Origin of the sequence: Trinickia sp., from assembly GCF_051961175.1 — a bacterium.
In the GTDB taxonomy this organism is placed as follows: domain Bacteria; phylum Pseudomonadota; class Gammaproteobacteria; order Burkholderiales; family Burkholderiaceae; genus Trinickia.
Map to the genome: position 1 here is coordinate 1 of NZ_JBQCDN010000103.1, position 13,001 is coordinate 13,001.

At 60.7% G+C, this 13,001-nt stretch carries 10 protein-coding genes and 1 pseudogene; 2 read left to right on the top strand and 9 right to left on the bottom strand.

Going from position 1 to position 13,001, the window contains the following annotated elements; all coding sequences use genetic code 11:
• Positions 1–136: 136 nt before the first annotated feature.
• Entirely contained in the window at positions 137–283 is a 147-nt protein-coding gene (locus tag ACTHL0_RS05325; protein ID WP_440565551.1) for a hypothetical protein, read from the top strand.
• 266 nt (positions 284–549) lie between these two features.
• Here the strand turns inward: ACTHL0_RS05325 and ACTHL0_RS05330 are convergent, their stop codons facing one another.
• The 3 genes from ACTHL0_RS05330 to ACTHL0_RS05340 form a co-directional block, all read right to left on the bottom strand.
• Positions 550–1,275: a hypothetical protein gene (locus ACTHL0_RS05330; RefSeq protein ID WP_440565552.1), complete on the bottom strand. Its 726-nt coding sequence runs from the start codon at positions 1,273–1,275 to the stop codon at positions 550–552.
• Between the two features lie 344 nt (positions 1,276–1,619).
• Complete coding sequence (locus tag ACTHL0_RS05335; protein ID WP_440565553.1) at positions 1,620–3,131, bottom strand: M81 family metallopeptidase; 1,512 nt, start codon at positions 3,129–3,131, stop codon at positions 1,620–1,622.
• The gene (locus ACTHL0_RS05340; protein ID WP_440565554.1) at positions 3,128–4,444 is read right to left on the bottom strand and encodes an MFS transporter; all 1,317 of its coding nucleotides are present in this window, start codon (positions 4,442–4,444) and stop codon (positions 3,128–3,130) included. The genes ACTHL0_RS05335 and ACTHL0_RS05340 overlap by 4 nt, the downstream gene beginning before the upstream one ends.
• A 151-nt stretch (positions 4,445–4,595) precedes the next feature.
• On the opposite strand from ACTHL0_RS05340, the gene ACTHL0_RS05345 reads away from it, so the two are divergent.
• On the top strand, positions 4,596–5,528 hold the full coding sequence (locus ACTHL0_RS05345; protein WP_440565555.1) for a LysR family transcriptional regulator: 933 nt from the start codon (positions 4,596–4,598) through the stop codon (positions 5,526–5,528).
• Positions 5,529–5,813: 285 nt separating this feature from the next.
• Here the strand turns inward: ACTHL0_RS05345 and ACTHL0_RS05350 are convergent, their stop codons facing one another.
• The 6 genes and pseudogenes from ACTHL0_RS05350 to ACTHL0_RS05375 all read right to left on the bottom strand — a co-directional run.
• Positions 5,814–9,233, bottom strand: coding sequence for an adenylate/guanylate cyclase domain-containing protein (locus tag ACTHL0_RS05350; protein WP_440565556.1), 3,420 nt, complete (start codon positions 9,231–9,233; stop codon positions 5,814–5,816).
• A gap of 232 nt (positions 9,234–9,465) precedes the next feature.
• On the bottom strand, positions 9,466–10,575 hold the full coding sequence (locus ACTHL0_RS05355; protein WP_440565557.1) for a porin: 1,110 nt from the start codon (positions 10,573–10,575) through the stop codon (positions 9,466–9,468).
• Between the two features lie 332 nt (positions 10,576–10,907).
• Positions 10,908–11,240 carry a Rieske (2Fe-2S) protein gene (locus tag ACTHL0_RS05360; protein WP_440565558.1) on the bottom strand — a complete coding sequence of 111 codons (333 nt, stop codon included), beginning with the start codon at positions 11,238–11,240 and terminating at the stop codon, positions 10,908–10,910.
• Positions 11,241–11,243: 3 nt separating this feature from the next.
• On the bottom strand, positions 11,244–11,555 hold the full coding sequence (locus ACTHL0_RS05365) for a YciI family protein (protein WP_440565559.1): 312 nt from the start codon (positions 11,553–11,555) through the stop codon (positions 11,244–11,246).
• A 5-nt stretch (positions 11,556–11,560) separates the two neighbouring features.
• The gene (locus ACTHL0_RS05370) at positions 11,561–12,433 is read right to left on the bottom strand and encodes an intradiol ring-cleavage dioxygenase (protein WP_440565560.1); all 873 of its coding nucleotides are present in this window, start codon (positions 12,431–12,433) and stop codon (positions 11,561–11,563) included.
• A gap of 20 nt (positions 12,434–12,453) precedes the next feature.
• Positions 12,454–13,001: pseudogene (locus tag ACTHL0_RS05375) on the bottom strand (maleylacetate reductase); the annotation flags it as partial.

The following is a 13,001-nucleotide window of genomic DNA, read 5'->3' on the forward strand; positions in this document are numbered from 1 at the left end:
GCTTCAAATCTTTTCGACGAGGCGTCCGAGCAGAACGCGAACATCTTCGTCCTGCTCCCCGATCAGCTGGGACCGGTAGGCGGCGGTGAACATCGCCACAGAGCTCAAAGACATCCTCGGACTTCGATCGTGCGCTGTGAGTGATTGCGTCCGCGAGGTGGTGCTCTCACGCCTTGGCCAATTCCCGGGGCGAGCGATGACGGCCGGACAGTTGAAAAGCGAACTACTGGCCTGGCTGCAAGCGATACCCGTCAAGCCGAAGCCGGTGCTGTGCTACCACTAGAAGGGAACTTCGTGCTGCTTGGCCTGTTGCTCGGCGCCCCACTGCCTCGGGCTGGAGGAGCGAGAACGTCAATCCACGGCTAAACACCGAACGCCTTTCGTCACACTTTGCCAAACACGGAGGCGAACGCGTCAATGCACATCGGCGGTCCTGCGCAGTCGTGCGTGATACTTCGCTGGCCACGATCGCTGCATCATCCCGATCCAGTCCGAGCAAATTGATGCCTGGCTGAGCCCAGATGTCGCCGGCTGACGCGCCAGAGGCAGTTAGTCATTCGCCGGGGATGCGCGGCAAATGTCGCCCACGCCATCGGAGCTTGGCTCCGCGCCACGGCGCTCAACAATCAATTGACGCTTACCGGTCCGATAACCATCGATCCATTTGGCGTGCAAGAATGTGCCCGGAGCGTACCGATTGTCTCGCTCGGAACCGCCGTCGGCCTTTCGGCCGATCGCACGCCCCTCCTCGAACGCCGTTGCCCCATCGTCTACATCGTAGGCCGGTGCCCTTGCGGCGATATCGAACTCGTGATTCGGCAATACATCGAGCAGGGACGCCCAGTACTCCATGCGCTCGTGCCTAAGACGGTGCGGCGTCATCTCGAGCGTGTCGGCCAAGACGTTGCGCTCATAGTCGAGGCGCGCAGCATGGGGCCAATCCAGTGCATCGCGCAGCACGTAACGGCGCAATGCGACGAGCGACGCAGCGGCCTCTGGATATTGCCGGGCAAGTTGCCGCTCCACGAGGCGATCGGCCCTCGCGCGCCGCGAAGCCTGCTCTGCGATCTCGAACACAACGTGAAACGCTTTATCGTAGCCGCCAGTCTCGATTCCATATCCGTCGAACGCTGTCGTCACGCCCAGTTCGCGACGATAGGCACTGACGTTCGCGATCTTGAAGGCCCGGGCAAGCGGCTTGGCGTGCTGGGCTGTCAGACGAGCCAGTTCGACATCCACGCGCCTTGCGTACGCAACGAGCTCGTCGCGTGACATCTCCTCGATCGTCGGTTCCCAACCCGGACGAAAAGCGGAGAACGGGTCGCGCCGTCGACGCTGGATCGGCACGCGAACGATTGTTTTGAATAGAGTCTTCAGATTCACAATAAACATTTCGCAGTACTGAATAAGGTGAATTGATGGACGTTCGCTTGAATGCATGGAAGTCTTCATCGATTTCGCGCTAAGTCACGTGCCGATGTTGTTTGGCGGGCGGCCGCTTGCTTCCTGCGAAGCTCGATCAATGGGTCATTTTCGTCTCCGCACTGCGTTACCGCGAACGAATATGGCTCTCCCACCGTTGTGTCGGCGGGAAGCGCGTTCAGTCGATGATGCTCGCGCTATGCGCGGCCGCTCGCCGAATCAGTCGCGCGCTTCGCGTTTTCAAATGGACGTCCACCGGGCGACACGCGCATGCCGTTTCCGAGAGCGGTCCATGGCAGATCGGCCGGATCGGCCGCCATGTGTCCGTCCGACTTTGCGACCAACACCGCCTGCGCAATCGGTTCGAAGTCGGCGCGGAAGTGCACGGAACTCTTGTTGACCAGGATCTTCATCTCTTCGGGCACGACACCGGCGACGCGATAGAACGCGCGGTCCATCATTTGCACCCGTGTCGACGTAACGACTATCCGGACGTCGTCGATTCGCAAGCACGCAGTCAGGCCCAGTTCGACGGTTGCTCCCTTGAGCATCGGGCCGTCGCAATGACAGCGCCCCGTCGACAGTGATTCGACCACGAAGCGACCCGCGAAGGGATGCCCGGATGCTGCGCCTAGAACCAGTTCGACGCTTGCACCGGTTCCCGCTTCATGAGCGACGTTGACGGCCTGCGGGTCCCAGAACAGGCCAACGGCCGCGCGCTGCGCCCGATGGGCCACGAGCGCACGAATTAGGCCAGTCGAGTTTGACGCGGCGCCTGCGCCGGGATTGTCTTGGGTGTCCGCGATCACCACCGGACGGCCTCCCTCCCGCGAAAGACGCATCGCTTCGACGACCGCCTCACTGGCACTCAGAAACTCGATCGACCAGTCGCGTTCATTCAAGACAACCCGCTCGTACAGGGCGTCGACGGCCCGCGACAACTGCCCGGCATCCGTGCCGTACCCGAAGACCAACGGACCACATTCGGGAAAATCGGCCGCCGGAAAACCTGGTGTGAAGGAGAGCGACGTCACGGCTCCGCGCTCGAGCGTCGGCAGCTCCGCGTAAAAGCTTCGCGACGGCTCCGCATGCGTGCACATGGCGTTGATCGGAATGAGGAAGGGTGCACGCCGAGCGTATTTCTTCCACTGCGCGCCAGCCTCGATACGCGAGCACAGCAGCTCCGCTGCTCGCCGGCCGGTCTCAGCCATGTCGATGTGCGGATAGGTCCGGTAGGCTCCGAGTCCGTCGGATTGATCCACCATGCACTGGGTGACGTTTGCATGCAGATCGAGCGATGCGACTACGGGCACGTCGGGCCCGACGATCGCGCGGATGCGCCTCAAGAGCTCGCCCTCACCGTCGTCGAAGTGTTCGGCGACCATCGCGCCATGCAGATCCAGGTAAACGGCATCAGGATTGGCATCTCGAATGCCGCCAAGAATCTCTCCGGCGATTCGTTCGTAGGCATCCTCCGTGACGCGACCCGAAGGCGTCGCGGCCGCCCATAAGCCCGGAACGATCTGATGCTCGGTGTCTTTGATCGCCGACAGAAACCCGCCGAGCGGTACGTTCAGCGAACGCAACTCGTTGACCTTGTCGCCGCGGCGGATCGGGCCGACCGCCCGATCGTTAAACGCCTCGTAGCTCGCGGGGATTTCGACGAATGTATTCGTCTCGTGCTGGAAGCCGGCTGCGTAAATCTTCATCGTTGTTCCGCTCCGAGCAAGGGCTTCACGGGCGTGAACAACAGCAGGGCACCGAGAACGAGCAACCCGGCAATGACAAGCAATCCCGTTGCAGTGCTGCCCGTGAACGTCTTCACCCATCCGATCATCGTGGGGCTAAGGAAGCCGCCAAACAGTCCAAGCGTATTGATGAAGGCGATCCCGCCGGCCGCTGTCGGCCCACTCAACATATCGTGCGGAATCGCCCAGAACACGGAATACGCGGCGAACATGGCACCCGTGGCGACCGTGATGGCGACGAACGCTACATTAAACTGTTTGAGGTAGAGCGTCGCCATGGCAAGCGTAACAGCGCTGATGGCAGCGGCGATCGCGGCATGGCGATGGCGCTCTTTTCTGCGGTCGGAGCTGCGCGCGAGCACATACATCGAGACGGCCGCGGCGATATACGGCACCGCGGAGTACAGGCCGATCTCGAGGACGCTCTTGATGCCCGTCGCCTTGAGAATCGCCGGCAACCAAAACCCGATCGCGTACAGCCCGCATATCAGGCAAAAATACGCTGCGGCGAGACGGTAGATTGATAGACTACGGAGCACTGTCGGCAGCGAGCGATACGCGGACCGGTCCGGAGTCGCCGGCGTCACGAGACCCTTGAGACTCGATAGTTCCTGAGCTGACAACCAACGGGCCTGTTCGGGCGAATCCTTGAGCCAAGCGAGCGCGACGACGCCGAGCAACGCCGCGGGCACCCCCTCGAGGATGAATAGCCACTGCCAACCCGCGAGCCCGTGAGTGCCAGAGAGCGACGTCATCACCCAGCCGGACAACGGGCCGGCCACGATGCCCCCGATCGGCGCGGCCGCCAGCAGCAGTGCGACCGCGCGTGCCATGCGTGCTTTGGGATACCAGTACGAGAGGTAGAAGATCATTCCAGGCGCGAACCCGGCTTCAAACACGCCCAGGAGAAAGCGCAGCGCATAGAACGATGTCGTGCTCGAAACGAAGCACGTCGATGCCGAGGCCAGGCCCCACAGGATCATGATGCGGGCGAGCGTCTTGCGAGCGCCGATTCTCACGAGCAGCAGGTTGCTCGGTATCTCGAATAGCACGTAGCCAAGAAAGAAAATCCCCGCCCCGAGGCCATACGCGGCATCACTGAATGCCAGGTCGCGCTGCATCTGTAATTTCGCGAATCCGATATTAATGCGATCCACATAAGCGAACGCATAACAGATAGCGAGGAATCCGAGGACGCGAATATCTAATTTTCGGAATAATCCTACGTGCGACGTAGGGAAACTCTGAACGTATACGTTGGTGTCGCTGGCCATTGAACAATCTCGGAATGTATGGTTGTTTTTGGTACTAAGATAACTGCGAAGCGACTTTACCCCGAAAACAGCCTATGAAGCGCTCCAGGTACGCAACGGGGCGTGCACCAAAATTTACCCTGTCAACGTTGAGAGGTTGACGAGAGGTGACATGGATCAAATTAAAAAAAGCCAGTTGATATGCTTGGAAGCAGTGGTCACAACGGGGTCGATCAGAAAGGCGGCGGCGAAGCTGGGGTTTCAGCCATCGTACGTGAGCCGGCAGATTCAAATCCTCGAGCGCGAAACCGGTGCCATCCTTTTCGATCGGCAATCGGCGGGGGCGGTGCCTACGCCGGCCACCGCGCATCTGCTCGAGTATCACCGCATGTGGAGCGCTCAGCTCGAACACCTGGAAAGTCAGCTTGGTTCATTGGACGATCTTGGATCCGGCAGCGTCATCGTTGCGGCGAGCGAGGGGCTGATTCCATCGTTGACCGACGAAGTCTTATGGGATTTCAACCGCCAGTATCCGAATATTCGGTTGACGATCCAGACCAAAGCGACCGTCGAGATCGTGCATGACGTGCAGAAGGGCATCGTCCATATCGGGATGGCGTACAGCCCGCCGGCGTCGGAGCATCTGCGCTTTCATGCGCATGCGAAGCACCGCGTGGTGGCCGCGATGTCCCCGGACCACCCGCTGGCCACGCAGACGGGAGATATCACGTTCGGACGCGCGATCGCCTACCCGTTTGCGACGATGCCGGCGTTGTACGGACTTGGGCGCTTGATCGAGGCAGTGGCCGCCGCTGAAAACCTGCGCTTCACGCCGGTGATGCAAGCGAATACGCTGGACCTGTTGATCCGCTTCGCGCTCGCTGGCCGCGGCGTCGCAATGGTGACGGACTATTCGGTGCGCGAGGAAGTGGCCGATGGACGCCTTGTCGCACGAGCGATCGATCACCCGATGCTCGGCAATCAATACGCGAAGGTCTTCGTCAATTCCGAGCGGATGCTGACGCGTGCGGCGAGCGAACTCTTGCACTGGATCGAGACGCGCATGTCGGTATTCAACGCTCCGATGGCCGCGGACGTCATCTAGCTCAACGGGCTACGGCGCGAATGCCTTGCGCGTTTCCCTTGGTCCTCAACGCGCGCGAAGGAGAGCACGAGGCAGATAGACAGAAAAGTCTCCTTAACTAAAAGCAATAGTTAATGGATCGTCCTGAACGTCTCCAAACTGAGACGACGAACATGAATAAAACTATCCTGCAAAGTCGAAAACGGTTTCACCAGCCGGGCCGAATGCAGCGTAATCGAGGATCCCCCGGAATTCCGTCGAAGCGGGGGTCACCCTCAGCGCGCCCAATGTCGACGGGCGGGCCGATCAGTGCGTGGCCGCGTTGTTCGCGATCTCTTCGATGAATGCCCTTGCGTGACGCAAATCGGCCGTGTCGAGCCCTTCCGTGAAGAAACCATAAATACCGGTGAGTTTCTTCTTGGCTGCAGGTACCTTGCCTTGCATTTGCCACAGGCGGGCCAGGCTCAGCGTTGCGCGCAGCTCGGGCAGCTTCGCGCCCTGATCGATCGCAAGCTCGATCGCCTTTTGAAAGCATGCTTGCGCCTGCTGCTCTGCGGATTCCGGCGCCAGGACATCCTCACCGCCAAGCCTCATCTCGCCCATGAGCCGATGCAGCTCGGCTTCGTGAAAATGCTCGCCGGTTCGGTCAACCATGGCCAGTGCGTCGGTCAGTGCACGCAGTCCCACCTGCGTTTGTCCGGAATCCCGGCAAACCGTGGCCAGCAACGCCAGAAAGTACGAACGCGACAACTCGGCGCCTGTAGCTTGGTACGCAACGAGGCCTTGAGTGATCAGCGTACCCCCTTCGGCCGTTTGCCCCTGCACGGCCAGCGCCCAGCCGCGCATGATCGTTCCCCATGCCAGATAGTGAGGAAAACCCTGCTCGGTCGACAGGGTAATGACGGCCTCGGCATACTCCCGGACCTGTTTCGGCTCCTGCCGGAATTGGCGCAACATGGCCGCTGCGACGAGCGTGAACGCAAGGGTGAACGGATGCGCCATCTTGTGAGCCAGTAAGAGCGCCCGCTCGCTTAGTTCGCCGGCCTGATCCGGATAACCCTGATACCAGAGCGTCCAGGCCGAGATGCTCATCCCTCGAATGCCAGGATCTATACCGTACACGAACGCGTGTGCATGATGTCGTTGCGGGTCGTACAGCGTACCGAGTGCCTCCTGATGCAAACGCGCAGCCGCGAACTCGCCCTGAAAGAACCGGCTCGATCCAAGCGCGCTGTGCGCCTCGACCATCAGGTCGGTGTCCTGGGCGTCGCAAGCGACGCGGAGTACCCGCTCGCCCAGTTCTCGTGCAGTCGCGTACTCCGCACGCAGTGCATAGTAGGTTCGCAGGCCCAGTTGTGCCGGGACGAGCTGCGAGCTTTCACCAACCTGCTCGCACAACGCCAGCGCGCGTGTGTAGGTCGCCCCCACTTCCGCCGAGGCATAGCCTCGCGCCGCCATCAACGCGGGGCCGAGCGCGATCTGCAGGGCCAGTTCGAAGCGGGCACGTTCGAGCGTATCGGGCAACCTTTTGAGCAAGTCGAGGGCCGTCCTGAAGTGCCGGATCGCTTCGGCACTCGCAGAACGCTGCATGGCCTGCTGCCCCGCGCGGTGCAAATATTCAACGGCCTTCTGCGCATTGCTGCTCAGGCTGTAGTGGTGGGCGAGCTCGCTGCAATATTCATTGAGCCGGCCGGCATACAATGCCTCGATGGCCTGCGCAGTACGCTCGTGCAGCACACTGCGCTGCTCTGACAGCAACGAGTTGGCGGCGACCTCCTGGGTCAACGCGTGCTTGAATGTATATTCGACCTCCGGGAAAGCCGGCCGCTCGTAAATGAATTCCGAGGCTTCCAGGCGCGACAGCAGGCGCCGCAGTTCGTCTTCCGGTTGCGACACGACTTGGCGGACGAGGCTCCACGGAAACTCGTTGCCGACGATTGCGAGATGTTGCAGCAGCATCTTTTCGGCGGCAGGCAGCCGATCCATCCGGGCGGCGAGCACCCCCTGTACCGTCGTCGGAATCTGCAGCGCAGCCGGCGTCTCGGCAACGCGATAATGTCCCGGCTCGCCAAGCAGCACGCCCTGTTCCGCCAGCGTCTGGACAACCTCTTCCGTGAAGAAAGGATTGCCTTCGGTCTTGTCGAGGATGCGTCGTTTCAGCGAAATCAGTCCAGGCTCATCGCCAAGCAGTACGCTAAGCAGATCTTGTGCTTCGGCCGGGCCAAGAGGATCGAGCCTCATCTGCATATAGTTGCCCTTGTGCGCCCAAGCGGGCCGATACTCGGGCCGAAAATTCACGAGAAGCAGGATCCGTGTACTCGCTACCCGGTCGACGAGAAACGAGAGGAATGCTTCCGTCTCGCCATCGAGCCATTGCAGATCTTCGAACAGCAACTGGAGCGGTTGGTCGAGACTCTCGCGTACCAGCAACCGCTTGATCGCCTCGAACGTGCGGTCGCGCCGGATTCGCGCATCCATGTTCGCCACGCACGAATCGGCTTCACTGACACCCAGCAGATACAGCACGTAAGGCAGAAGATCCTCGAAGCTGCGCTCCAGCATTAAGACACGACCGGCGACCATCTCGCGGCACCGGCGCTCATCGTCCTGGGCCGTGATCTGGAAGTAGTTCCTCAACAGCTCGATCAGCGGCAAATACGCGAAGGCCTTCCCATGCGACACCGAGAATGTCTCCAGTACGAGACAGCCGCGCTGCGAGCGCTCCTTGAATTCATGGAACAGCCGCGACTTCCCGACGCCCGCATCGCCTACTACGCCTACGATTTGTCCATGCCCTGCCGACGCATCCGTCAGCGCGCCACGCAATCGCTCCAGTTCCGCCTGCCGCCCTACGAACCGGGCCAACCCACGATGCGCAGCGACTTGCAGGCGCGTGCGCAGCGCCCCCAGACCGAGGACCTCGTAGACCTCGAGCGGCTCCGGAATCCCTTTGAGCTGCGTGGCGCCCAAAGCCTTGAACTCAAAGTAGCCTTCCGTCAGCTTGTGCGTGGATCCGCTGACGAGGATGGATGAGAGCGCGGCGATCGTCTGCATCCGGGAAGCAATGTGAATGGTGTGGCCTACCGGATCGTAATCGGCATGCAGGTCGTCCTTGCGAATCGAGCGCACCACGACTTCGCCCGTGTGGATGCCCATGCGGATTTGCAGCGGGATCCCTTCCTGCAGACGAATCCGGTCTGCGTGGCGACGCATCGCATCCTGCATGCGTAGCGCCGCGTACAGCGCTCGCCGGGGATGATCTTCATGCGCGATCGGCGCGCCGAACAGGGCGAGGATCCCGTCACCCAGCGATTTCGCGACAAATCCTTCGTAATGGTGCACCGCCTCCATCATCAATGCGATGACCGGGGCGATCAGACGGTGAGCATCTTCGGGATCCCGGTCATGAATCAATGCAGTCGATCCGGCCATGTCGGCAAAGAGCGCCGTGATTGTCTTGCGTTCGACCGCCGTTCCTTGCTGGGCCTCGATCGCAGCCTGCTCAGCGAGAATGCGCTCGGCCAGATGGGGTGGCGTGTAATGGATGGGAGCATTGGACGAGGCCGGCAACGCATCGCCAACGGGTGCGCCGCATGCGTTGCAGAAGCGCGCGATCGCACTCAGCTCGTGTCCGCAGCGCGAACAGATCCGTGTCAGCCTGGCTCCGCACTGTTCACAGAAATTCGATCCGGCGGCATTTTCGAAACCACAATCCGCGCAGCGCATAACGCCTCTCGACTTCCCCGGCTCTCTACGAATTAAACGCCGATTCCATCGCAGCATCAAGACAGCTCATGTGGGGGCATCCCGCGACTACGACGGCGAGCGGCCAGGAAACAGGTGCTTCTTCGTCCGCGCCGTCGCGTCTGTCTTGCGCATCAATGGCCTGTGTCACATCCCACACGTCGGCCTTGGTGCACAGTCTGACGGGCGTCACGCCGATGTCGTCGCCCCCACGTCAGAACCGCGTCGACACGCCAAGCCGCGCGAGCGCCTGTGAACCTTTGCTCGCCGCCGCGTCGGGCTGCAGCAGTCCGTTGATCCATGCCCGCGTAGCTGCGTTGTCTCCGCTCGCGCGTTGGTAGATCGCCTCCGCATAGACGAAGGTGCGCTTCGACAGGTGATACTGCAATGCGCCGCTGATCTGATGCGCGCGATTGTTGTCCAGCTTCTCATTGCCATGCATGTACGAGTAATCGAGACCGGCCGACCACGGCCCTCCGATGTCCCATTGCGCGCCCGTCTTGTAGACGTCGATCTTCGCGCCGGTTGCGGTGTTCTTCGTATTCGTATACAGCAGCATTGCCAAGACGCTTCCGAACTTGTAGTGGCCACCCAACCCGAAGTTGCGGATGCCGTCGTGGCCGTTGCCGAGCTGCGGGTACTTGACCTCGACGTATGCGGCGCCAATTCCGAGTGGACCATTGTCGTAGTTCAAGCCGAAGCTCATCGTCGAATCCGCCGAAAACGCGCCCGGAACACCGCCGAATCCGTACAGAGCGCCGAATCGCAAACCGGAGAACACGGGGCTGCGGTACTTTACCGAATTCGGCACGCGCGTCGCGCCGGCCATACGATCGAAGTCGAACGAGCCCGTCGGATTATTAGGCACACCGAGCGCGGCGAACGGCCCTTGCCGAAAATCATAGATGCCGCCTGCAAGGAACGCACCGTCAAACAGACCGAGCGTCAGCGATTCGAACATGAAGTCGTACTGGTTGCCGAACGTCAGGGTACCGAAGTGCTCGTTCGATAGGCCGACGAACGCGGTGCGGTTGAAGATTTGGCCCGCTCCCGGAATCGTCGAGCCGTCACCGAGGTCGAACTGCGACGTCAATTCGAACAACGCCTTGTTGCCGCTGCCCAGGTCTTCCGTGCCCTTGAAGCTCAGCAAGTTCGGCGCGAACACGCCGCTGTCGAACAACGTCGCAGCTCCACCGTGTTGATTGCTCACGTAGGTCACGCCCGCGTCGATCATGCCCGACAGCGTCACATTGCTCTGCGCTAGTGCGAGCACCGGCATAGACGATACACAAACGCATGCCCATGTCATCTTCCATGTCTTCATCTTTTCATCTCCTCTTTGTCATCCCGAATATTTTTTGACTAGTGACGCATAAAGAAGCGCGGCTTGTCATTTTCGTCATAAGCCGCCAACTAAAATTCAATTTTCGAAGTAAAATATCAAGCGCTCAACATGGCTCCAATTAGAATAAGTTGATATAAGATTTTGAATAATTTAAAAGCAAAGAACCGCTTAGCCGCGCAAACGCGACGATCCGAAGCACCGAGTTTTTGTTTAAACAACGTTGGGTCCGCAAGCATTCAAGCCGGCGAAGTACATATCTTGTTGACTTAAGCGTCCCTAGGGGCAGTAACGCCTCGCAATCGCGACCGTGCTTATTGGCGCAACATCACCCATCCGCTCACATCCACGCCGACCGTCAGCGCATCCAGCGTCGCGCCCGCGCATGGGCCTTCTATGCAATATCCGTCTTCAAAACGGAACAGTGCGCTATGGTGCGCGCACATCAGAACCTGAGCTCGATAGCACGAAATCGTACCCGGCTCGAAATCGAGCGGCACCGAGAAATGCGGACACCGATTCACATAGGCCCAAGCATGCTCGCCTCTTCGCAAGACCACGATTGAAACGCCCGTGCGAACGGCATCAATCACCCGCGCGCCGCCGTCAGGTACTTCTTCGAGAAGACATAAGCGCATATCAACCATCAGTCACGCCCTCTGTTCCGGATTGCCCAGGCTCCAATCCCAAGGACGCACTTCCACTCGCTCAAACAGACCCGCTTGCATGTAGGGATCGTCTCTGATGAACCGCATGACGTCCTCGATGTGTTCCGCCTCGACGACCAACAGGGTGCCATTCATTGCATCACATTGCGGAACCAGCGTCGGGCCGCCAAGGCGTACGAATACCCCATGCTGCACAGCTTTACGCAAATAGGACCGATGGACCGGACGAACGCGCTCGCGAACTTCGCGCATGTCGGGTCGGTCGGTGGCAAAGACCGCGTAATAGCGCGCCATACCAGTTACCTCCGGTCCAGTATGAAGTCGTAGCGGGCCTCACGGAACGGACCGTCATAGCCGAACGAACCGGCGAGTGCGTCGTCAGGCGATCGCTCCGGGAAGGAGACCATCAGGGAGGGCTTGACGCCGAAAACGGCGTCGGAATTCAGATAAGGATCGTCTTCGTCAAATATATGCGTCACCAGCGTGCTGTAGCCCGGCGCGTCGATCATGAAATGAAGATGCGCTGGACGCCACGGATGCCTGGCCGTCGCTTCGAGCATCCGACCAACCGGGCCGTCTGTCGGGATCGGGTAGCTCACCGGCACGATAGTACGAATTGCGTAGCTGCCATCGCTGCGTGTGTGGTAACGGCCACGCAGGTTGCCATGCGGCTGTGCTGTGTCCTGCCCCGAGTACATGCCGTTATCGGCGGTCTGCCATACGTCGAGGACTGCGTCGGTTACCGGTTCCCCGTCCGTGGAAAGCACCCGGCCATGCACAAGCGCCGGCGTGCCAGGCGTGGCTGCCATATTTTCGCCATATGCCCGGTCCGGCATGCTGCTCATGTAGAACGGGCCGAACACCGTTGTGTCAGTCGCCCCCGTCGCGAAGCGATGATTGATTGCATCGACAAGCATCGATACGCCCAAAGTATCCGACAGAAGGATGAACTCCTGGCGCACGACGTCGTCGCACATCTTGCCAGTCGCAGTCAAAAAGCGGATGGCGGCCATCCATTCAGCCTCGGTCAGTTCAACTTCGCGCACAAATTCATGGATGTGCCGGACGAGGCTCTGCATCAGGGTGCGCAATCTCTGATCGGGCGTGCCAGCGAAACTTGCCACCACCCGCTCGGTCAAGGCTCGCTCGGCTTCGTTGCGGTTCGTCGTCATTTCTTCCTCGAGAGTGGTGCTCAGGCTGGCGCGGCGCCCCGCCACGCTCGCTGCAGCAGCGCGCGGATTGCCTCGCGTTCGATGGGGCGCGGATTCGCGTACGGATTCTTGCAGGCCAGGTCAGCGGCCTCGTCGAGCCCTTGCTCCGGCATGCCGATCGCCTCGAGCGCGAGCGGAATGCCGAGTGATTGGTTCAGCGCAAACAATAGCGCCCCCGCTTCGGCCGCTTCGCGGCCACCCAGCGCGCGCGCTACGCGCTCAAGAGCGGCTGGTGCCGCGGCATGGTTGTAGTGTGCGGTATGCGGCAGCATCGCCGCGTGCGTCTGCGCATGCGGCAGGTTGAAGGTACCGCCGAGCGTATGACAGAGCTTGTGGTGCAGCGCCATGCCGACAGCGCCCAGGCATGTGCCGGCAAGCCATGCGCCATACAACGCGCGGCTGCGCATTTCCCGGTCGTCCGGCGCGCGGACGATGGCGGGCAGCGCCTCGCCGAGCGCGCGGATCGACTCCTCGGCCATCAGGCTGATCACGGGATTCGCATCTTCCGCATAGAGCGCTTCAACCGCAT